The organism is Spirochaetota bacterium (assembly GCA_035477215.1).
Lineage (GTDB): Bacteria > Spirochaetota > UBA4802 > UBA4802 > UBA5368 > MVZN01.
The window spans coordinates 15,214-35,425 of record DATIKU010000052.1; the positions used below are offsets into that span (position 1 = coordinate 15,214).

General features: G+C 59.1%; 22 protein-coding genes. 8 read left to right on the forward strand and 14 right to left on the reverse strand.

Annotated elements, in window-relative coordinates:
* Positions 1-90: 90 nt before the first annotated feature.
* Positions 91-303 (forward strand): hypothetical protein, encoded by a 213-nt coding sequence (locus VLM75_12490; protein HSV97732.1) that lies wholly within the window; start codon positions 91-93, stop codon positions 301-303.
* Here VLM75_12490 and flgF read toward each other — a convergent pair.
* The 13 genes from flgF to VLM75_12555 form a co-directional block, all read right to left on the reverse strand.
* A complete protein-coding gene (gene flgF, locus VLM75_12495) occupies positions 300-1,136 on the reverse strand; it encodes a flagellar basal-body rod protein FlgF (GenBank protein HSV97733.1) in 837 nt (278 codons plus the stop codon). The genes VLM75_12490 and flgF overlap by 4 nt on opposite strands.
* Before the next feature lies 1 nt (position 1,137).
* On the reverse strand, positions 1,138-2,406 hold the full coding sequence (gene murA, locus VLM75_12500; GenBank protein HSV97734.1) for a UDP-N-acetylglucosamine 1-carboxyvinyltransferase: 1,269 nt from the start codon (positions 2,404-2,406) through the stop codon (positions 1,138-1,140).
* Between the two features lie 9 nt (positions 2,407-2,415).
* Entirely contained in the window at positions 2,416-2,574 is a 159-nt protein-coding gene (locus tag VLM75_12505; GenBank protein HSV97735.1) for a twin-arginine translocase TatA/TatE family subunit, read from the reverse strand.
* A gap of 147 nt (positions 2,575-2,721) precedes the next feature.
* Positions 2,722-3,102 carry a hypothetical protein gene (locus VLM75_12510; protein ID HSV97736.1) on the reverse strand — a complete coding sequence of 127 codons (381 nt, stop codon included), beginning with the start codon at positions 3,100-3,102 and terminating at the stop codon, positions 2,722-2,724.
* Positions 3,086-3,460, reverse strand: coding sequence for a hypothetical protein (locus VLM75_12515; protein ID HSV97737.1), 375 nt, complete (start codon positions 3,458-3,460; stop codon positions 3,086-3,088). The genes VLM75_12510 and VLM75_12515 overlap by 17 nt, the downstream gene beginning before the upstream one ends.
* A gap of 158 nt (positions 3,461-3,618) precedes the next feature.
* Positions 3,619-6,096, reverse strand: coding sequence for a TonB-dependent receptor (locus VLM75_12520; GenBank protein ID HSV97738.1), 2,478 nt, complete (start codon positions 6,094-6,096; stop codon positions 3,619-3,621).
* Positions 6,097-6,107: 11 nt separating this feature from the next.
* On the reverse strand, positions 6,108-6,746 hold the full coding sequence (locus tag VLM75_12525; GenBank protein ID HSV97739.1) for an energy transducer TonB: 639 nt from the start codon (positions 6,744-6,746) through the stop codon (positions 6,108-6,110).
* 20 nt (positions 6,747-6,766) lie between these two features.
* Complete coding sequence (locus VLM75_12530; GenBank protein HSV97740.1) at positions 6,767-7,183, reverse strand: biopolymer transporter ExbD; 417 nt, start codon at positions 7,181-7,183, stop codon at positions 6,767-6,769.
* On the reverse strand, positions 7,180-7,632 hold the full coding sequence (locus tag VLM75_12535; GenBank protein ID HSV97741.1) for a biopolymer transporter ExbD: 453 nt from the start codon (positions 7,630-7,632) through the stop codon (positions 7,180-7,182). The genes VLM75_12530 and VLM75_12535 overlap by 4 nt, the downstream gene beginning before the upstream one ends.
* Positions 7,629-8,426 (reverse strand): MotA/TolQ/ExbB proton channel family protein, encoded by a 798-nt coding sequence (locus VLM75_12540; GenBank protein ID HSV97742.1) that lies wholly within the window; start codon positions 8,424-8,426, stop codon positions 7,629-7,631. Before VLM75_12540 ends, VLM75_12535 begins: the two co-directional genes overlap by 4 nt.
* 214 nt (positions 8,427-8,640) lie before the next feature.
* Entirely contained in the window at positions 8,641-10,104 is a 1,464-nt protein-coding gene (locus VLM75_12545) for a heavy metal sensor histidine kinase (GenBank protein ID HSV97743.1), read from the reverse strand.
* A gap of 22 nt (positions 10,105-10,126) precedes the next feature.
* On the reverse strand, positions 10,127-10,813 hold the full coding sequence (locus VLM75_12550; protein HSV97744.1) for a response regulator transcription factor: 687 nt from the start codon (positions 10,811-10,813) through the stop codon (positions 10,127-10,129).
* A gap of 166 nt (positions 10,814-10,979) precedes the next feature.
* Entirely contained in the window at positions 10,980-12,095 is a 1,116-nt protein-coding gene (locus VLM75_12555) for a histidine kinase dimerization/phospho-acceptor domain-containing protein (protein ID HSV97745.1), read from the reverse strand.
* A 195-nt stretch (positions 12,096-12,290) separates the two neighbouring features.
* Here VLM75_12555 and trpS point away from each other — a divergent pair, with 195 nt between their 5' ends.
* From trpS to VLM75_12570, 3 genes are all read left to right on the forward strand, one after another.
* Complete coding sequence (trpS, locus tag VLM75_12560) at positions 12,291-13,262, forward strand: tryptophan--tRNA ligase (protein ID HSV97746.1); 972 nt, start codon at positions 12,291-12,293, stop codon at positions 13,260-13,262.
* 1 nt (position 13,263) lies between these two features.
* Positions 13,264-14,211: an AEC family transporter gene (locus tag VLM75_12565; GenBank protein ID HSV97747.1), complete on the forward strand. Its 948-nt coding sequence runs from the start codon at positions 13,264-13,266 to the stop codon at positions 14,209-14,211.
* Positions 14,212-14,345: 134 nt separating this feature from the next.
* Entirely contained in the window at positions 14,346-15,044 is a 699-nt protein-coding gene (locus VLM75_12570; GenBank protein ID HSV97748.1) for a transglutaminase-like domain-containing protein, read from the forward strand.
* A 2-nt stretch (positions 15,045-15,046) separates the two neighbouring features.
* Here VLM75_12570 and VLM75_12575 read toward each other — a convergent pair whose 3' ends face one another.
* On the reverse strand, positions 15,047-16,501 hold the full coding sequence (locus tag VLM75_12575; GenBank protein ID HSV97749.1) for a Do family serine endopeptidase: 1,455 nt from the start codon (positions 16,499-16,501) through the stop codon (positions 15,047-15,049).
* Between the two features lie 290 nt (positions 16,502-16,791).
* Here VLM75_12575 and VLM75_12580 point away from each other — a divergent pair, with 290 nt between their 5' ends.
* The 4 genes from VLM75_12580 to VLM75_12595 all read left to right on the forward strand — a co-directional run bounded on the left by VLM75_12580 (position 16,792) and on the right by VLM75_12595 (position 20,205).
* Positions 16,792-17,511, forward strand: coding sequence for a hypothetical protein (locus VLM75_12580; protein ID HSV97750.1), 720 nt, complete (start codon positions 16,792-16,794; stop codon positions 17,509-17,511).
* A 120-nt stretch (positions 17,512-17,631) separates the two neighbouring features.
* The gene (locus tag VLM75_12585; GenBank protein HSV97751.1) at positions 17,632-18,204 is read left to right on the forward strand and encodes a TIGR00730 family Rossman fold protein; all 573 of its coding nucleotides are present in this window, start codon (positions 17,632-17,634) and stop codon (positions 18,202-18,204) included.
* A gap of 145 nt (positions 18,205-18,349) precedes the next feature.
* Entirely contained in the window at positions 18,350-18,586 is a 237-nt protein-coding gene (locus VLM75_12590; protein HSV97752.1) for a hypothetical protein, read from the forward strand.
* Positions 18,574-20,205, forward strand: a complete 1,632-nt coding sequence (locus VLM75_12595) for a hypothetical protein (GenBank protein HSV97753.1) — start codon at positions 18,574-18,576, stop codon at positions 20,203-20,205. The genes VLM75_12590 and VLM75_12595 overlap by 13 nt, the downstream gene beginning before the upstream one ends.
* The last annotated feature ends 7 nt before the right edge of the window (positions 20,206-20,212 follow it).

Here is a 20,212-nt window from a genome sequence, read left to right on the forward strand (position 1 = left end):
ATAAAACCCTGGTTTTCCCAAAAATCAGGGTTTTTTTCCGCTTCGATACCGGGAACATTGTGTCTACCAGATTTTTCATAGGAGGTTTGCGTGGCGAAAAAGACCAGAGGATTTAAAAGCGAGAAAAGAAAGAAAGAGGTCGCACGCCAGAAAAAGCAGGAAGAGAAGCGTCTCCGCCGCCTGAACAAGGGGCCGGATGGCGAAGACCTTCCCGATGGATCCGAAATCGGCGACGAGGCCGGCGATGAGGTTGCCGGAGAAGCCGCTGAAGAAGTCGCCGAAAAGACCGCTGAAGAGGCTTAGCGGATTATTTCGTTAATCAGCTTGCCGAGCGTCTGGTCGTGGGTGTGGATGGTCTTCTGGTTGGCTTCGTAGCTTCGCTGGACCTCGATCATGTCCACCATCTCGCGAATAGCGCTCACGTTCGATTTTTCCAGAAAACCCTGAATTACCTTGATCTCACCAGGAGGGAGCGCCGGGCCGGAGAACTCCGTCTCCCGGTACAGGGTACCGCCTTCTTTTTTAAGCTCGCGGACGTTTTCGAAATCGGCGAGCTTAAGCCGGTCGATCACGACGGGCTGGGCCCAATCGTTGCTCGCCATGCTCACCGGATCGCGCGGATCGAGCGACATGTTCGCGTTGACGAGCACCTCTCCCCGCTCGTTTATGATGAAATTATTTTCCTGCACCCGGATGGGCCCGTTTTCCCCCATGAGGGGATAGCCCGTGTGGGTGACGATGACGCCTTCCTGGCTGATGGTGAACGCCCCGTCGCGCGTATAGCGCTCGCCGCGCTCGGTGTTCACCGTGAAAAAGCCTTTGCCTTCGAGTGCTATGTCGAAATTGTTCTCGGTGCGCTGCAGCGAGCCCTGGTCGAACTGGGTGTACACCTCGTTGACCTCGACCCCGGTGCCGAGCTTTCCCACAAGGGGCATGGTGTCGTACGAGCCGGCGGGCGTGATGCCGAGGCCGTCATCGTTGATGCGCCGAATGAGCATGTCCGGGAAGGCCTTGAAGAGCGTGAGATCCTTCTTGAAGCCGGTCTGGTCGACATTGGCCAGGTTGTTCGCGACGACGTCCATGCGCGCCTGCTGGGCGATCATTCCCGTGGCGCCGGTGTAGATTCCTCGGAGCATATCAGGGCTTTCCTCCTTCCTCCCTGATAATATCGGCACCCAGCGGGGATAACTTTTCAGATAATTTTTCGTAGCCGCGGTCCGAGTGATAGATGCGCCGGATCTCGGTGCCGTTCTCGGCGGCCAGCGCCGCGAGCACGAGCGCCGCCCCGGCGCGCAGGTCGGACATCATGACCGTGGCCGAGGTGAGCCGTTTTACGCCCTTTACGACGGCGACGTTGCCCTCGAGGGTAACGTCCGCTCCCATGCGGCGGAGCTCGCCGACGTGCGTAAAGCGGTTCTCGAAGATGGTCTCGATAATGACGCTGATTCCCGGCAGGGTGGTCATGAGCGCCATCATGGGTGCCTGGAGGTCGGTGGGGAAGCCGGGATGGGGCAGCGTGCGCACGATGGTGCCCCTCTGGCTTTTCCCGGGACGTATCCGCACGGTGTCTTTCGTTTTGTCGATGATATAGCCTATTTCGCCAAGGGTCGTCGTGAGCGCCTCGATATCGCCCGGTGCCGACTTCGTGACGGTGACGTCGCCCCGCGTGATCGCCCCTGCCAGTAGATACGTGCCGGCCTCAATCCGGTCGGGCATCACCGTGTAGCCTGCGGGAGTGAGTTTTTTGACCCCCTCGATAACGATGCGCTCGGTGCCGAGCCCCTTTATCTTCGCGCCCATCTTTATAAGGAAGTTCCCGAGGTCGACGATGTCCGGCTCCATGGCGCAGTTTTCGAGCACGGTGGCGCCCCTGGCGAGCACCGCGCCCATCATGAGGTTCGCGGTGGCGCCCACCGAGACCTGCCGCATGGGAAACTGGGCCCCGGCCAGACGCGCGGCACGCGCCTTGATGTAGCCGTGGTCGATGTCGATCTTCGCGCCCATGGCCTCGAAGCCGGAGAGGTGGATGTCTATCGGCCGCTCGCCGATTGCGCAGCCGCCGGGGAGTGACACGTCCGCCTCGCCGCAGCGCGCGAGCAGCGGCCCCATCACATACACCGATGCCCGCATGGTCTTTACGAGGTCGTAGGGCACCTCGGCGTTGCGAAGGGAGTTGACGTTTATTTTCAGCGTGTTCCGCGCGGTGTCGAATTCGCACCTGGCCCCGAGGTACTCGATGACCTTTATAATGGTCTTGACGTCCATGAGGTTCGGCACGTTTTTAAGCACCGTCTCTCCTTCGGCCAGAAGGCTCGCGACGATGATCGGGAGCGCCGCGTTCTTGGCGCCCGAAACGGGCACCTCGCCCTTGAGTTTTCTGCCGCCGCGTATCCGGTATATATCCATCGCCGTATCCTAAAATTTTCCTTTCTTGATGTCGTTGATGTCGTCGAGCTTCTTTTTGATGTCGTAAACCTCCCTGCCGAGGTTTTTGATGGTGCCCATGGCCTTCGTTCCCCCGAAGAGGATTACGAGGATGAGCACGATGATGACGAGTTCCCATATTCCGGGCATAGATTCCCTCCATTGAGCGCGGCACGGGCCGTGCCGTTTGTGCGGGTGGTTTCCGGTTGCACAACGGCCGTCTCCCGCCAACGGCCGATATATCCGTCCGGGGCGGGCTTTTGTCAAATGAAAAAGGGCGGGATTGAGCGGAGCCGTCTATTTATATCGAACCACGCTGCCGCGGACGTGGATGATGTCGACGGTTCCCAGCACCCAGTGCTGGCGTTCGTGCCACGTCCGCACGAAGATGAGATTATCGCCGCCCTTGACGGCCACGGCCTCTTCCATGGCCTTCTCCCTGTCGGCCCGGGGAGTGACCGGGAAAAACCAGAAGAGCCGGAAGGAACTGTGCTGCCCCTCGGCCTCACCCAGCACCTCGTAGTCCATTTTCTCCATGGGCCTGGCGCTGGCCATGACGTCGGCCAGATTGGTCCGTACGCTCACGCAGCCGGCAAGTGCCGCGACCGCGACGAAAAGCAGCGAGGGCATGATTACCCGTTTCGCCGAGAAGAGAATCCCCCTAATTTTTTCGCGCATCTTTTTTCTCCGTCGGGATGAATTTTATCACCTCGCCCTGAACGCTCACCGTGGTGATGCTGAAAAGAATGAACCAGAGGGTCCGCTCCCGGCAGGTCACGCCGACCATGGCGTCGCCGTTTTTCTTGCGAATGGCCTCAGCGAAAGCCCGGTCGACATCGGGCCTGCCGCGCATCCAGAGGCCCAGGAACGACCAGGTCGAGGAACTCCCGCCGGACCAGCCCAGGTTTTCGTATTTCGTGTTTTCACCTATCGGCACGGTCGATTCGAGCTTCGATACCGGTGTGCTCGCGCATGATGTGAACAGCAGTGCGCCGATGAGCGCGATGGCCGCTGTGCCGTGTTTTTTGTTGTGCATTGCGTGCTCCTTGTTCATCATATGGTGCGGATGCCCGCTGTGGGCGCGGGTACTCGCCCTGTGGCGCGGGTACTCGCCGGGCGCGGATGCTCGCCCTGTGGCGCGGATACGCATCCGGGCGTGGATACGCATCCGGGCGCGGATTCGAATCCGCGCTTTCAGAACTTCACCTCCACGCCGAAGTTGGGGATGATGGTGAGCCCCTCGGTCTCTACGATCTTCGGGTTGCTGTCGCTGTCGGTGTACCGGTAGTCCCATTCCTGGGTCGTTTTGGGCTGATGGTTGTAGACGTTGATGAGCTCTATGTACCACGAGATATATCCCCACGAGTGGTTGATCTTATACGTGTAGCGCAGATCGAGCCGGTGGTCGGCCTCGAAACGCGCGCTGTTGGGAGTGCCGTATATCGGCACGTATCGATTCCTGCCGGTTGCAGCCAAATAGTCAGGGTCAGGATCGGCGCCCACGATAGGATAATACGGCATCGACGTGTAATACTGGAACTTGCCGCTCAACTGGTGGCGGTTGTGCCGGTAGCCCAGCACCAGCTTGAATGCGTGCTCCTGCTCGTAGTCCGAATCGATATAGGTGTCGCCCCATTCGTCGCCCGCCAGGTTAGTGGGAACACCGTCATACCCGTCCTCGGTGGGAAGGCCCGATTTGTACTTGGACTGCGTGTAGGTGTAGTTTGCCCATCCGAAGACGCCGTTATGGTCTTCGCGTAAATCCTTTTTGATCAGCACCTCGAGGCCGTAGGCCTTTAACTTTCCGCTGGTAAGGCCTACGAGATATTCTCCCTCGCTTGTCGTGTGAGGGTAGGACTCGGCCAGGTCCCAATAGTTGTTGTAGAAACCTTCCATCTTTATCGTCCACATCCCGATCGCCTGTTCGATGCCGGCGACGCGGTGCAGGGCTTTCTCCGACTCCAGCTCCTCGCCGATCTTCGCGAGGTGCGGCATGTAATCGAAGAGATTCGGATTGGTCTGGAAGAAATAGCTGTATTTGCCCGCGGCAACCGACAGCGTGGTGCGGGTGGGGAATTCGTAGCTCAGCATTCCCCGCGGGTCCGAGGTGAGCTCTTTGGAGCGGTCCAGGTACTCGGCGCGGTAGCCGGGTGCGAAGGTGAGGCCGCCGATCGTAAGTTTCGCCTCGATGTATCCGCCGACGGTCTGGTTGGTGGTGTCTTCATCCAGCAGTATGGGAGTGAACTGGTCGGGATCGGCCGGGTCCCATCCGTCGTTCAGCGCATTGTTCTGGAGGGTTTTACCCCGGGCCGTGAAATGGTACACCGTGTATTCCGGGCCGCCGCGGATTTCCAGAATCTTCTCGATAAGTTGGAATTTAACGCGATCCTTCAGGCCGAATACATACGGCAGCGAGGTGATGTTGATATCCTTCCAGACCGGAGCCACCCCGTCGGAGGGGAGGTTTGCGTAGGTATACGATTTTGTCAGCGAGCCATAGGCGATAAGCCGGTTCGATATCCGCTCGTTGGGCTGCCAGGTGTAATAGAGACCCTGACCGTGCGCCATCTTGTCGGTCTTGAATTCGAGACCGTCCAGCAGCGGATCCTCGTTTTCTTCAAACTCGTCCTCCTCGGCGAACACGAAATAGTCCTTGCTTCCCATTAAGAGCACGGAGATGGAGTTACGGTTATTCAGGTAGTATTTCGCCTTTACCTGATAATCCCAGTAGTCGGGGACGCTTTCCAGCTTGTCGCCCGTTATGAGATAATACATGGTGGGGACCAGGAGCGAGAGATACCCGTACCGGCCGGAGACGATGAGATAGCCGGCGTTCTCGGTCTCTTCCTTGTCGATGTATCCTGTGGGCGAGGGGAAATACGGCTTCCCGTCCTTCGTTTTCAGTATGGGCGTCTGCACCAGGCCCGATGCCGAGATGAGGCCGATATCGGCGTATCCGCCGAACTCTTTCACGCTGTCGACTGTGTTGACGCTGATCACCGCCGCGTTCGCCGAGCCGAACCGGGCCGGGAAGGCGGACGAAAACAGGTCTATCTCGCTCATGAGATTGTTATTGATGACGGAATGCAGTCCCCCGAAATGCAGCGGCGAGTAGATGGGAATGTCGTCGATGAAATAGTTATTGTTGCGGTCCAGTCCTCCCCGTATCACCAGCGGGCCGAAGAAGCCGTCGGTGCGGATGACCCCCGGCAGCGAGGTCAGCGCGCTGATGGAATCGCCGAATGAGGCCGGTACCTCTTTCAGCTCCTTCACCGTCATGGTATAGCGCGACACCTTCTGGATGTCGCGTTCGCCCGTGATGGTGATCGCGGCGCCTCTTATGCTGATGGCGCCCAGGCGGAAATCCCGCACCATGTCGCGGTCTATCCTGATCTTCGTTTTAAGCTGCCGAAGCCCTTCCGACTGCACCATGATCGTGTATTCGCCCGGCTGTGGAATCTGCAGCGTGTAGCTTCCATTCTCGGCCGTGCGCGCCTTTACCCGGGCCTCGAGCACGATGACGGTGCCGAAATCAACCGGCTGGCGCTTGGTGTCGTCGTAGACCGTGCCGCGGAGCGTGAGCGCCTGCGCCGCGGCCGGCGCCATGAAAAGCAGCGCCGCCGCGATACACCACGAGCGTGCGGAAATTTTTCGCTTCACTAATCGTACCATGTCCGTTTATCCTATACTTCCAGTCTGAATTTCAACGGCATTTCCATCCTGATCGGCACCCGTTTCCCGTTTACCACGGGCGGACTGAACTGGGCGCCCATAAGGATGATCTTCGCGTCGCGGGCGAACTCCTTGGCGATTTTCGCATGGATTTCGGAGGGCAGGGCCTTCGAAAGCCGGATCCCCAGGATGCTCACATTCCGCACTTTCCCATTGGATGAAATCAGGAGTTCCACGTTGATGACGGCCTCGACGTTCATCTCGCTCGCTATCTTTGGATAGCGCTTTTCCAGTTTCCCGACAGGGCGCGGCGGCGCAATGTTCGGGAAGAACGCGAGGTCGACGGCATTCGGGTCGTCGCTTACTCCAACGGCCCGCTCCGCGTCGGCGCTGTCTTCGGCGGTGTCGCTTTTATCGATAGAAAGGTCTTTCTTCACGATGCGTCGCGGCGCCTGGACCGTTTCCATGTCAATGAACTGAATATTTTCCATCGGTATCAGATCTTCGCTGTTTATCTCCAGCGATTCGCCGGAGAAAAGGAGGAACCCCATAAACAACGCCGACACCAGGAATGAGAATCCATAGGGATGCCTCGATTCCCAGACCACGAATGTTTTCCATATTTTAAGTATCGTTTCCCTCGCTTTCATTGTCGCTTCCATTGTTCACCTCACCGTCCCGGCGGCGTCGTTTCGCGGGGTTCCGACATAAACACTACGTTCAGAAAGTCCTGCTCTTGTAGAATTCCGAGCACCTCGGATATATAGGCGTAGTCGAGGTTTTTGTCGGCCGTGATGGCGACGGGGCGGTCCTTCTCGCCCTGGCGCATGGCAAGGTCGTCGTGCAGGTTTTCCACGCCCACCCGTGTTCCGTCGAAGTAGATGTCGCCGTTACGCGAAATTGTCAGGTACAGGCTGTCCTGTTCGGCCCCCTGGGTGGTCCCCTTCGGCAGAATCACCTCGACCCCCTTGGGGGGTTCGGTGGTGGTGGAAGCCATAAAGAAGATCAGCAAAAGCAGCGCGAGGTCGGCCATCGCCGAGCCTATGGACAGGGGCCGCAGCTTCTTTAAATACGATCCCTTCCTCATATCCGCCCTCCCCTGTCGGCGTTTTTCAGGGAGACCCGGTTCATCCCGCTCTCCCTGGCGACGCTGAGCGTGTCCACAAGGCGTTCGTAGCGGACGCTTTTACCCATGTATATGACCAGAACGCCGTCCTTCACCGCACCGCTCCGCGCGATGAGTATTTTTTTAAATCCGTCCCGGTCCAGAACGGCGCTCTCATACCCGAAACCGTCGTTCCGGGGGTACACCTCGACAATCTGACGTTCGTGGAGCTGGACCGATCCGGCGGTCCTGGAGGGCAGCGAGAAGAATATGCCCTGGCGCAGTACGAATGATCCGGTCACGATGAAAAATATCAGCAGTAAAAAGGCCATGTCGGCCATGGAGGAGGATTCGAACGCGGGTCCCTGGGCCTCCCTGCGTCGCCGTTCGCGGCGGTGCAGTATTTTTACCAGAAGGTTCCGGTTGCTCATGACGAGTGGTCTCCGTTGATGATTTTATCGGAGAGCCTGGGCATGCCGCCGGTTATCGACGCGATGTACTCCTCGGATCGGGTGTACAGGTTCTGAATGGCGTTGGTGAAGACATAATAAAAGAAAAGGGTGGGCGCCGCCACGATCAGGCCGCCGGCCGTGGTCACAAGGGCCACCTGTATGCCGACCGCCACGACCTTCGCGTTGACGGTGGTGGCCGCGGCGATCGCGGCGAAGGCGCTGATCATGCCGATGACGGTGCCCAGGAAGCCGACGATGGGCGCCAGGTTTCCCATTCCCGAAAGGAGGGCCAGTCCCCGCTCGAGCCCGTTGGCGAAGACCTGAAAACGGTTTCTCAAATCATCTTCCATGTCCTCGCGGAATTTCGCCGGCGAGCTTTCCTTCGCGGCCCTGAGCATTTCGTCCAGCCGCTCTTTTTTCCATACGTTGAAGCGGGTGAAGAATATCATTCGCTCGATTATTATGGTCATGGATACCAGCCCCAGGAGCAGTATGAAAATCATAAGCGGGCCGCCCTGTTTGACCGTCGAGAATAGGTTGGTGCTTTCCGTCGCTTCCGTCGGGTCGCCGGCGACTATGGTATTGTCCGCCTGCACCTTCTCGACGGAATTGGCGTCCGCTTCGGGGGACGTATTTTTTTCAAAGGACTTTGCGGTTTCGTGCGTCGGTGCGCTTTTTTCCCGGGCGCCTGCCGGAGCGAACACGGCGGGGACGGCGGTAGACAGCGCCAGTGATACGATAACTGCGATACCGGTACGGGTTGTGCGAGTCATTACGGTTTCCTCCAAAACACGGTTATACTGAGTCCGCTTCAGGCCGAAGCGGGCGGTCATGCGATTTTGGGTGCGTCATATTCTTTACAACACCGAAGTGCCGTAAAATCGTTACCTGAAAAGCGAAAATTTTCCGGTACCGATCAATCAATCGAATACGAAAGGAATTAACCATGAAAAGATTAAAGGAAGATTAAACGAAGATTAAAATCCATTAATTGTTGTGAGTTTTCGGCAAAAAGACGAAAAAAACGGTACCCCGGCCCGGTTCGCTCTCGACTCGTACCATGCCGCGGTGGAGTTCGAGTATTTTTTTTACGATCGCCAGCCCCAGTCCGGTGCCGCCCGTGCTGTGGCTTCGGGAGGCGTCGACCCGGTAGAAACGATCGAACACCCGCGGAAGCGATTCGGCCGGAATTCCCGTCCCGTTGTCGCCGATGCTGACCATCACCTTCCCCGGTTCATCGGGCGATTCCCCGCAGCAGATCGTCACCTCTCCTCCCGCGGGAGTATGCCGGAGCGCGTTGGCCAGCACGTTGAAAAAAAGGCGCTTCAAAAGCCCGGCATCGCCGTCGATGACGACCTGAATGAAGGCGCCGAATTCCAGGGCGACACCCTTCTGCCGGGCGAGAAAACGCAGGCTCTCGCAGCTTTCCAGTATCACCCTGTCGAGATCGATCCGGCCGAACCCGGGGTTTATCCTTCCGGCGTCCATGCGCGACAGAAAAAGGAGGTCTTCGACGATACGCTCCAGTTTTTCCACCTCCTCGAGGGCGCTTTCGAGCGTGTCTCTGTATTCCTCGCCGCTGCGCACCTGCCGCATCGCCACCTCGATCTCCCCCTTCATTATGGTGAGAGGAGTGCGCAATTCGTGCGACACATCGTCGGTAAACTGTTTGGCCTGTGTAAAGGAGCGCTCGAGGCGGGCGATCATTTCGTTGAGTGTATCGGTAAGATCGGCCACTGCATCGCCTCCGCTCGCCGGTTTCAGGCGCAGGGACAGGTCCTCGGCCGTTATGCGCCTTGCCAGGTTGACGATTTCCCGCACCGGATGAAAGGAGCGTTTTACGAACAGGTAGCCCGCCAGCGAGATGATCCCCAGCAGGAGCGGTCCGACGAGCAGCGAGCGTATCAGTACCGTTCTGAAGGTGGTCTGGATGTCCTTCATCGTCATGCCTATCTGTAATAAATACCGCTGGCCGTCGAGGTCCCTGAAACGTATTGACGCAACGCGGATCGGAAAGTCGAGGACGTCGTGCATCGTCTCGATGACGTATTCTTCATGTTTCAACCGGTCAAGGGTTCCCTGGCCGACGGGAATGAAGTGCCTGGCGAGGGAGCGGTTCTTTATGAGCATGATGGGTGCGTCGGCGGGGGACGTGGGGAAGTCCCGCACCTGGCCGTAGGAAGGCCTTAGAAAAAAGTCATAATCGACAAGTCGGTCGAAGTCCTCGCGATAGGTTTCGATATCGGAATAGAAAGGTCCGTGTTTTCCGGAGAGATTCCCGGCCACGCCTCGGGCGTAGTGGGCCAGATTGCCGTCGAAGCGGTCGTTAATGTCGCTGGAAAAAATCGCATGGGAAAAATTCATGTAAACGAACACGAAAAACGCCACGATCATGACCGCCATGGTGGCGGTATACAGCATGATCAGTCGCGCCTGTAATGAAAGCCTCACCCCTTACTCCGAACGGACGGCATTATGGTTTATCCGCCTTCGTGTCCGACAGCATGTACCCGGCCCCCCGTATGGTGTGGATGAGCCGCCGGTTATCGTCGCGGTCTATTTTGTTGCGGAGATGGTGGATGTAGACGTTGACGGTGTTCGTCATGGAATCGTGGTTCATGTCCCAGACATGCTCGATAATCCGCGATTCCGACAAAACGATGCCGGGGTTTCGCATGAGGTATTCCAGCAGGGCGTATTCCTTCCCGGTCAGCCGGATGTCCACGCCCGCCCGTGCGACCCGCCGCCTCGACGGATCCATCTCGAGGTCGGCCAGGCGGAGCGTCGCCGTCCTGTATTCCTGTACCCGACGGAGCAGGGCGCGAACCCTGGCCAGGAGCACGTCGAATGAGAAGGGCTTGGTGAGATAGTCGTCGGCGCCGGAATCAAGGCCGCTGACGATGTCGTCGTTGGAGTCGCGCGCGGTGAGCATGAGCACGGGGGTCGGTTTACTTTTCGACCTGACATGCCGGCATATCTCCAGACCGCTCATGGAGGGCAGCATCACGTCCAGGATGATGAGGTCGTATTCATTCTCGACGGCCCAGTGGGCGCCGTCCTCCCCGTCGGAACATGTATCGACCGCGTACCCCTCCTCCTTCAGACCCTTCTGGATGAAGGAGGCCACCTTTGGATCGTCCTCTACAAGGAGTATTCTCATCGTTTTCTCCGGCGCTGCCCGTTAATAATAACTGCATCCACCGGAGACCGGACGTGTCAAAACCATTTTATATTTTTTTGGAAGTCCCGGGCGGTATTATTCGGCCGTATCCGCATGGTGGTTTGTGCGGCTGATATCGGTATCCGTGATGATTACGCAGTCCCCCTCAGTGCGCCGGAACGCGGTCGCGGTCCAGGCGCTTCTCCCTCGGTATGGACAGGTGCAGGCGCAATATGCTCTCAGGTTTCCAGGTGGCCCGTATCACCCCGCCGTGCTGCATGACGATGCGCTGCGTCAGGGCCAGGTCGAAGTTGAGCTCGCGGTTGCTTGTCGAATAGAAGGGATTGAACAGGAAGAGCGTTTCCTCCTTCTGCATGTCGGTGCGTATGTCGAGCATGAAATCCACCTCGAACGGGGTGAAGTTGAGGCGGGCCTTCAGCCTGCTTTCGCTGCGCGACAGCAGTATGGAGTGGCGCACGAGGTTGTACAGGCCGAGTTTCAGCCTGGCCCGGTCGACGTAGATATGGTATTCGCCCGGGTTTATGGCCGGCGCATCAAACGTCACCCGGTGCTCCAGCGAGAGCTTCTTCCCGTACTCGATCATCTGCCTGAAGAGGTTTACGATGTTTTCCTTCCGGAGCGATATCTCCGATGCGTCCGAGTATTTCTCGACCTGATCGACGATCCGGTGCAGGCGCTCGGTGTCCGAATGGATTATATTGAGAAAATTTCTGAAATTCTCCGGCCGCTCCTCTCCCGCATCGAGCTTTTTAAGCATCAGGTTGGTGTAGCCGCCGATCGAAACGATGGGGTTGCGAACCTCGTGCGCGACGCTCTGGGCGATCTGGCGGAGGTTTTCCATCTGGCTCATGTAGCTCCTGCCAAGCTGAACCAGCAGGTGCTTTTCGCGCCGGACAAGCCTCCAGACCTCGGTTATATCGCGAAGGATGATGAAAAAAAAGTATTCGCGCGGCGAGTCTCCTTCCCAGTGTGCGTAAGTCGATACGAGGAGGCGCACTGCACGGCTCTTCTTGTGATAGACGATCTCGTAGTCCTGGTGGTTGTCGCACGATTGGAAGGCCTGGAAGAGGAAGCGGTACAGTTCGGGGTTTCTGGACTGGAACAGGTTCTTGATGTTGATTTTGTGCCGCGGCCTGATTTTCAGTCCGAGCAAGGTCTCCGCGGCCCTGTTGCGGACGATCACGTTCTTCTGTTCGTCCAGGACCAGCACCCCCTCGTGGAGCCTGTTGATGAGCTCGATGGTGTGTTTGTCGAAGTTCATGTTCGCACCGGAAGCGGGCAGCGACGAACGTATACATCCCGCAAATCCCCGACAGCCCGCCGCTATGATAACGGCGCCGGCGGTGGAATGCAAAAGGATTTTTGACGGCGGCGTGGAATTAATTATTGACGAAAGGGGATGCGACGATATGGGTAGGTGGGCCGCGTTTTCAGCATGGGCCACGGGGAGTGGATGATGGCAAGGATTCTGTCCGGTATACAGCCTTCGGGCACGCTTCATCTGGGCAACTATTTTGCGATGATGAAGCGGATGATCGAATTTCAGCACGAGCACGAGCTGTTCTGTTTTATCGTCAATTATCACGCCATGACGAGCGTGCAGGACGGCGAAACGCTGCGAAAAAACACGCTTGACGCGGCGATGGATTTTCTCGCCCTGGGGCTCGATCCGGAGAAGTGCTTTTTCTGGGTGCAGTCGGACGTCCCCGAGGTGGCCGAGCTCACCTGGATACTCGGCTGCCACACCTCCATGGGGCTCCTCGAGCGCAGCCATTCGTACAAGGACAAGACCGCCCGCGGCGTGACTCCCAGCTGCGGCCTGTTCACCTATCCGGTTCTCATGGCGGCGGACATTTTATTGTACCAGGCAAACCTCATCCCGGTCGGCAGGGACCAGAAACAGCACGTGGAGATAACGCGCGACATCGCCCTTCGATTCAACGGAACCTACGGCGGGACCTTCGTCGTCCCCGAGCCGCTCATCGCCGACGAGATCGCGCTTATACCCGGCGTGGACGGGCAGAAGATGTCCAAGAGCTACGGCAACACCATCGACATCTTCGAGACCGAGAAGGAGCTGAAAAAAAAGGTCATGCGCATCGTGACCGATTCCACACCGGTGGAGGGGCCGAAGAATCCCGACACCTGCAACCTGTTCGCGCTCTATCGGCTCTTCGCCTCCACCGGGAAGGTCGGGGAACTGCGCGGGCGTTACCTCAAGGGAGGCACCGGCTACGGCGAGGTGAAGAAGGAGCTTTTCGGCCTCATCTGGGAATACTTCGCCCCGTTCAGGAATAAGCGCGAGCGGCTGGCCGGCGACCCCGCCGCCGTTATTGAGATACTCGCGAAGGGCGCCGAAAAGACACGCGCCGTCGCGGCGCTCACCCTGGACGACGTGAAGAAGAAGGTGGGGCTCCGGTACCGGTGAGATGACGCTCCAGGCGTCGTTCATACTGCTGCAGATCCTGATCGTTGTGCCGTTTGCCGCGGGATGGGCCCTGCGCCGGCGCTTCGCGCGCCCGGAAGAATTTACTCGGAAACTCATCCTCTATAACCTCATTTCAGTCGAACCGGCCCTCGTTCTCTGGAGCACCTGGGGCCTGGCCCCCGCCCGGGACCTGGCCGTCCTTCCGCTCGCCGGGCTCCTCCTCGCCGCGGCCGGCTGGCTTCTTGGCGTGCCCATCGGCACGGCGCTCGGCCTTTCCGGAAGGCGCAGGACCGCGTTCCATATCACCTCTTCGCTCGCCAATCACGGCTTCACCATGGGCGGCTTCGTGTGCTTCATGCTTCTCGGCGAAAAGGGGCTGGGCCTTTCCTTCATCTTCACCGCGTACTTCATGCCTTTCATCTTTCTTGTCGTGTTTCCCTACGCTAACAGCGCGCGCCGGGGAGGGACCGGATTCGCCCGTCTCGCGCGCGAATTCATCCGCAACCCGAGGAACATGCCGCTGTACGCGATTCTGGTCTCGGTCCTTTTTCACACGCTGGGAGTCCCGCGCCCGGACTTCGCGTTTCCGCTTGAAGCGCTCATAGCAGTCTCCATGAGCGTCTATTATTTTACGCTGGGCATGAGCTTTTATCCCGGAGAGGTGCGCGGCGCCATGCGCGAGAACGCGTGCGTGGCGCTCCTCAAATTCGTCGTCGTGCCCGCGCTCGCGGCGCTCGTCCTCGGGATGTTGCCCCTCGACCCGGCCGTGCGGGCGGTGATCCAGATACAGGCGTTCATGCCGGCCGCCGTCTACTCGGTCATTACGGCCGTGCTCTACGATCTCGACGCGCCCTTCGCCTCGGGTGTCTTCGTGGTGAATACCCTTCTCTTCCTCGCGGTCGTTCTTCCCCTCATCTTCCTGCTGCGGAGTGCGTTCGTCCCGGCGTGAGACTCCGCCCCGTCCAATCCGACCGCGTCCGGGCGCGGCGGTATTTGCCTTGACGTCGGGTGGCGGATTTGATTCATATCGATGAAGTTGCCGCATGTCCCATGAATTACGCCTTACAAAAAGGGTGCACAGTCATGAACCATACAGACGCGGCGTACCTCGAACCCACGGCGATACTCGACAGCGACCATCCCAGAGTGCGCGCCTTCGCCGCGGCGGCCATAAATGGCTCCTCGGGGCGGATTGAGAAGGCCGTGCGGCTGTTCTACGCCGTGCGCGACGGCATCCGCTACGATCCCTATACGCCCTTTCACCTTCCCGGGCATTACCGGGCGAGCGAAGTGATCGCCCGCGGCAGGGGCTACTGCGTGGCCAAGGCGGCCCTTTTATGCGCGTTGGGCCGCTCGGCGGGAATCCCGTCGCGCATCGGATTCGCCGATGTGCGCAACCATATCGCCACCAGGGAGCTCATCGACACGCTCGGCTCGAACCTCTTCGTCTATCACGGCTTCACCGAGTTTTATCTTGAGGGGAAGTGGGTGCGGGCGACGCCGGCGTTCAACCGTGAGCTCTGCGAACGGCACGCCACCGCACCGCTGGAGTTTAACGGGCGTGACGACTCGATATTCTCCGAGTACAACCGCGAGGACAGGCGCTTCATGGAGTATGTCGCCTACCACGATACGTATGCCGACGTGCCCGTCGGCCTCATCATCGCAGAATGGGAAAAGGAGTACGGCGCAAAACGCGTACGGCAGTGGATCTCGCTCCACGAGGCCGCCATGGGCGGCCCCGTGCGCGATTTCGACTCCGAAGAGGTCGTGAAGGGGTAGGGCTATTCGGCCCCGTCGCGGCTGGCGAGGTCCAGGATTAGGAATTTGTGCGTGCCCGCGCGGTTTATGAGCAGAAGCACCTTGGACCGTCCCTTCAGCGAGCCGACCGCTTTGTTGTACGTGTTGACGCTGTCGATCGGACCGCGCTCAATTTCCTTGACGACGTCGCCCGGCGCGATTCCCGCGCGCATGGAGGGCGAGCCGGGCTTCACCTGCGTGACGATCACCCCCGACTTCTCCGGCGAGCGGTACTTGTAGGCGAGATCCTCGTCGATGTCTTTCACCACCATGCCGAGCATGTCCTCCCTGTCGCGGACGTCGCGGTCGGCGACGGGCGGCGTTACGGGCATGGCGCCGATGGTCATCTCGAGCGGGACTGCCTTCCCCTCGCGAAAGACGTCAACCTTCACTTTAGAGCCGGGCTTTCTGACAGCAACGACGCGGCGCAGGTGATTGACGTCGCTTATCGCGACGCCGTCGATCATGGTTATGATGTCGCCTTTGTTAAGCCCCGAGCCCTCGGCGGGCGATTCCTTTATGATGTCCGCCACGAGCGCACCGCCCGTGCCCGCGTACTTGAAGGCTTCGGCGATGTCCCTGGTGACGTCCTGGATGTAGACGCCCAGCCAGCCGCGCGTCACCTTTCCGCCGGCGATGAGCTCGCCCGCAACCTCCTTTACCATGTTGGCCGGGATGGCGAAGCCGATGCCCATATAGCCGCCGCTCTTGGAGAAGATCGCCGTGTTGATGCCGACGAGCTTTCCGTCTATATTGATAAGCGCACCGCCCGAATTCCCGGGATTGATCGCCGCGTCGGTCTGGATGAAATACTCGTAATCGGCCAGTCCCACGCTCTGGCGGCCGGTTGCGCTTACGATTCCGGTGGTCACCGTGTGCGAGAAGCCGAAGGGATTGCCGATGGCGATGACGAGCTCCCCGACCTCGAGCTTCTCCGAGTCGGCCATCTCGATTGCCGGCAGGTCGGCGGGCGCCTTGCCGTCGATTTTAATTACGGCGATGTCCGTGGCGGGGTCGGCCCCCAGCACCGAACAGTTGAACTCCCTGCGGTCCGAGAGGGTTATCCTGATCGACCTTGTGTCCTTTATGACGTGGTGATTGGTCACTATGTAGCCGCGCTTGTCGATGATGACTCCCGAGCCCATCGCCTTGGGCTCGATCTGGTTTTTGAACGGAAATTTATTGAGCGGATTACCGAACATGTCGTATTCGTGCAACTGGTTTTTCGGCATCTCCCTTATCGCTGAGATGTTCACCACCATCGGCATGCTGCGCCGTATGACGGGTATGACGCTCTCGTTGTATTTTTTAAGAAAATTTTCCTTTATCTCCGGCGGCTTCTTCACGGGGGCCTTTTTTTCGGCCGAAAAACCGGCTGCGGAACCGAAAAACAGGCAGGCGATTGCGGCCGCTGTAGTGCATGATCGTAAACGCTTCATTCGTCGTGCTCCTCTCTGGTGCATGCTCTTCCCCGGAGGCGCGCCTTCGGGGGGCGGGGGCGTCCGCTTTCGCGGCTGTCCGTGCCATTCCGGAATGGTGGGTGTATTTCCACGATTTGTAAAGATATTTTTCAATTCATGCCGTGTTGATAACAGGGGCGGTATTTTTATTGATTCGGACGCGTGGCATTTATATACTGCATACAAAACCGGCGGGCAATTTTCCGGGGGAGTGTTATAAAGCGCGCGATTGGTCCTTTCGAATCATCATGCAGTACGGGGAGTCTTCCATGGGTAAAATCACTCGATGCGGAATAGCGCTCTCGTTCGCGGTGCTTGCAGCGGCAGTACCGCTTCGCGGGGGCGCCGCCCCCGCACCGCACGGGGAAATCCTCGCCGCAATACGCGAAAACGCCGTACGCGCATACAGGGCCTACGACGGCGTCGAGTCTCACCGGCTGGGCCGTTCGCACATCTACGATTCGCGCACCGGTGAGCTCGTCGAGTCGTCGGAGGTGCTCATGATTCGCAGGGAGTATTTCCGCAGGCGACCGGAGTTCACCGCGCTGCGCTACATAAAGAACGGCGTGGAGCTGCCTCCCCGGAAATTCGGCTACCGGACGCGCGAACCGTTGCACTTACCCTTCGACGACGACAACGACCTCAATTACAATGAGCGGATCGTGGGGACGGCCGTCATAGAGGGCGAGCGCTGCCATGAGGTCGAGATAATCCCGAAGCGGAAGACCACGCGCCACTTCAACGGCCGCGCCTTCTTCGCGGTGAACGGGCTCGCCCTGCGCTATCTCGAGGGCACCCTGGCGGACAACCCGCTGGGAGTGAAGAGCCTGCGGCTCCGCGTCCACTTTCGAAGCCTCGGCGAGGCCGCGGTGATCGAGCGTGGGGAATACCTCATCGACGTCCACGTGCCCATCCTCTATCCGCACAGGAGGATCGTTCACAGCTTCACCTCGAGCGACGACCGGCTAATCCCGAAAAAAACGGACTGACACGACGCCGCGCGGCTTTTTTTGTTGAAAGCCGGCGTGCGCGGACGATCATATGAACATCGTGCAGGCCATTCCGGGCGTGGTGGTACGGCCGCCCGAATGACCGCGGCGGAGGGGGCGATGATAACATCAGTCTGCGTGTACAGCTCGTCGAGCGACGCCGTCGATTTGGAGTATTTCCGCGCGGCCGCGGAGATGGGTGCGCTCATCGGGGCGCGGGGAATGGAGCTCGTCTACGGCGGGGCGAACGTGGGGCTGATGGGTACGCTCGCCCGCGCCGCGAAGGATGCCGGGGGCCGCGTGACCGGCGTGATCCCCCGGACTTTCAGCGCGCGGGGACTGGCGTTCGAAGCGGCCGACGAGCTCGTCCTCACGGATACGCTGCGTGAACGCAAGGCCGTGATGGAGGAACGCGCCGGAGCCTTCGTCGCACTCCCGGGCGGTTTCGGCACGCTCGAGGAGACGCTCGAGGCGATCACGCTCAAACAGCTTGGAAGCCACGACAAACCCGTGGTGTTCGTCAATACCTCCGGGTTCTATGACCGCCTCATCGACCTGTTCGAGCGCCTTTACGCGCTCTGTTTCGCGAAGGGCGAAAGCCGCTCGCTCTATCACCTCGCTCCGGATCCGGAAGGCGCGATGGCGTACATCGACGGATACAGCCCTGTCGCGCTTCCGGAGAAATGGTTCTGAGGGTGCGCTGCCGGGATGCGTGTCCGCGAACGCGCCGCTTCCCGCTCGGTCCGTCGGGCAGAAATTGTGGTTGATCGCCGTCCCAGTTTTGGAGTACCCTGTCCGGAGAAGACGTGCGGTGGATCCGCAAGCCATGCAATAGCCCATGATGAAAACCGAAAGCCCCTTCACCGACGCCGCCGGACGGCGCATCCGCGGGCGCGACGCGATCGAAGTCAAATACGGCGATCGCTATACCGTCATCCACGACGCCGCGAGCGGCCGCTTGACCGCGGTCGATTTCACCGGCCATCACCGCATTGCGCCCGCGCGCCTTATGCGCTATTGCAAGGTGGTGGAGCTTCGCGACCCGGCTGAGGCGGGGATAGTATGCGCGGACTGATCATCCGCATACTGGGCGTCCTCGCCGCCGCGCTCATCGCCGGGCACTCGTCCGCGCAGGCCGAGTACAAGGAGGTGAGGCTCCAGGGAACGGAGCTCTACTCCGAGCTCTTCCTGCTCGAAGAGCTCGACCTCGCGACGCTCGAGACGGGGCGGGACCACTTCGACGCGGCCTCGCGCAAAATAAACGCATTCTACCATAAACAAGGCTACATCCTCGCTATCTGCTATCTCGTAAAGGAAACCGACACCCATCTCGTACTCCATGTCGACGAGGGGAAGCTTGGCCGGATCGTCTTCCAGCGGCTGAACACGCTCGACACCATTCGGGTGCGCTACGACTTCAGACTGCCGTTCAGGCTCTACAACAAGTATACGGTGCAGGACCGCATCAACCGCCTTAAAAAGAAATACGGATTCAAGAACATCCAGGCCGTCCTGAAACCCACCAGGAGCTATGAGCGGGCCTTCTTCCAGATCGACCAGAAAATCGGCATACCCATCGTCGGAGGCGTGCAGCTTCCATTTTTCAGGGATTTTGACTATCGATATGACCTCGATATAAACATCGTGCGCACTCCGTCGGCCGTGTCGGGCGGGGCGGCCGTGAGCTACGGCTTCGACATCAACTACACCAAGGGGCTCATCCCTTATGCCAAGTACCGCCATCCCTCGCTCATCACGGAGGGCGACCGCCTGGAAGCGGGGACGTCGATGGGAATCTACTACGGCCTGGACCTCGATTTTGCGGCCATCCCCCGCTATACCTTCATCGAGGTCGAAACGAGGTACCGTTTCACCCCGACGCTCGGCGGCTACTTCACGCCGCTTATCAAGGGCAAGGGGCACAACTCGCGCGCCTCGCGCGCCGATCTCGGTCTCTCGGAATACAACTTCACCATCCTCCGCGCCACGGCCGATCCGGGCGTCACCCTGTTAAAGAAGCTCAGCATGTACGCCGGTTATGGCGCCGAGAAGGCCTTTGTCTTCGACAGCACCGTCGATGAGAGCGCCCCGCGGCCGGTTGAAGTCAACAAAGAGACGCAGTTCTGGAACATCGCCGAGGGGTCGATCGTGCTCGACTTCCTGCCCTTCGCCGAGGACGACATCATCCAGAGGAAATTCAACCTGTCGTACAGCCATTATTTCGAGAGCACCGGTATCCATCGGCAGCGCTTCAACGAGTTCCTGTTCGACGGGCGCCTCGATATCGACCTGCCCAACCTGGACATCTTCGCCTTCAGGTTCGATTACGCGCGCCTTACGGGGGATGTGCCGTTTTATCACGATCGTGCGGTGAGCGGCAGGAGTTTCAAGGGGTTTATGGGGAAGGGGTACTACTCGCACGAAATCGCGCGCGTCTCGAACGGGTACATGATGTCGTTTTACCGCGAGTTTTTCTACGCGGGGGTTTACGTCGACGGCGTGCACTTCAAGGGATACGGCCACAATTTCAACAACGACCTCAAGGGCGACCAGTACGGCCTCGCCTCGGGCCTGGCGGGCCATTTCATAGTTTTCGACCAGTTCGAGTTCAATATCTCTTACGGGCCCGACTACCTGTACTCGGATAAATCCTCGCAGATGAACCTGAGCTTCGACCTTCGAAAAAAGTGGTGATGTTTCC

Excerpts from the sequence above, each read along its gene's own strand:
- VLM75_12565 (HSV97747.1), top strand. The coding sequence starts at position 13,264 with ATGACGCTCCAGGCGTCGTTCATACTGCTGCAGATCCTGATCGTTGTG.
- VLM75_12510 (HSV97736.1), bottom strand. The coding sequence starts at position 3,102 with ATGCGCGAAAAAATTAGGGGGATTCTCTTCTCGGCGAAACGGGTAATC.
- VLM75_12595 (HSV97753.1), top strand. The coding sequence starts at position 18,574 with ATGCGCGGACTGATCATCCGCATACTGGGCGTCCTCGCCGCCGCGCTC.
- VLM75_12570 (HSV97748.1), top strand. The coding sequence starts at position 14,346 with ATGAACCATACAGACGCGGCGTACCTCGAACCCACGGCGATACTCGAC.
- VLM75_12575 (HSV97749.1), bottom strand. The coding sequence starts at position 16,501 with ATGAAGCGTTTACGATCATGCACTACAGCGGCCGCAATCGCCTGCCTG.
- VLM75_12515 (HSV97737.1), bottom strand. The coding sequence starts at position 3,460 with ATGCACAACAAAAAACACGGCACAGCGGCCATCGCGCTCATCGGCGCA.
- flgF (HSV97733.1), bottom strand. The coding sequence starts at position 1,136 with ATGCTCCGAGGAATCTACACCGGCGCCACGGGAATGATCGCCCAGCAG.
- VLM75_12585 (HSV97751.1), top strand. The coding sequence starts at position 17,632 with ATGATAACATCAGTCTGCGTGTACAGCTCGTCGAGCGACGCCGTCGAT.
- VLM75_12530 (HSV97740.1), bottom strand. The coding sequence starts at position 7,183 with ATGAGGAAGGGATCGTATTTAAAGAAGCTGCGGCCCCTGTCCATAGGC.
- VLM75_12505 (HSV97735.1), bottom strand. The coding sequence starts at position 2,574 with ATGCCCGGAATATGGGAACTCGTCATCATCGTGCTCATCCTCGTAATC.
- VLM75_12580 (HSV97750.1), top strand. The coding sequence starts at position 16,792 with ATGGGTAAAATCACTCGATGCGGAATAGCGCTCTCGTTCGCGGTGCTT.
- VLM75_12550 (HSV97744.1), bottom strand. The coding sequence starts at position 10,813 with ATGAGAATACTCCTTGTAGAGGACGATCCAAAGGTGGCCTCCTTCATC.
- VLM75_12540 (HSV97742.1), bottom strand. The coding sequence starts at position 8,426 with ATGACTCGCACAACCCGTACCGGTATCGCAGTTATCGTATCACTGGCG.
- murA (HSV97734.1), bottom strand. The coding sequence starts at position 2,406 with ATGGATATATACCGGATACGCGGCGGCAGAAAACTCAAGGGCGAGGTG.
- VLM75_12590 (HSV97752.1), top strand. The coding sequence starts at position 18,350 with ATGATGAAAACCGAAAGCCCCTTCACCGACGCCGCCGGACGGCGCATC.
- VLM75_12555 (HSV97745.1), bottom strand. The coding sequence starts at position 12,095 with ATGAACTTCGACAAACACACCATCGAGCTCATCAACAGGCTCCACGAG.
- VLM75_12520 (HSV97738.1), bottom strand. The coding sequence starts at position 6,096 with ATGGTACGATTAGTGAAGCGAAAAATTTCCGCACGCTCGTGGTGTATC.
- trpS (HSV97746.1), top strand. The coding sequence starts at position 12,291 with ATGGCAAGGATTCTGTCCGGTATACAGCCTTCGGGCACGCTTCATCTG.
- VLM75_12525 (HSV97739.1), bottom strand. The coding sequence starts at position 6,746 with ATGAAAGCGAGGGAAACGATACTTAAAATATGGAAAACATTCGTGGTC.
- VLM75_12535 (HSV97741.1), bottom strand. The coding sequence starts at position 7,632 with ATGAGCAACCGGAACCTTCTGGTAAAAATACTGCACCGCCGCGAACGG.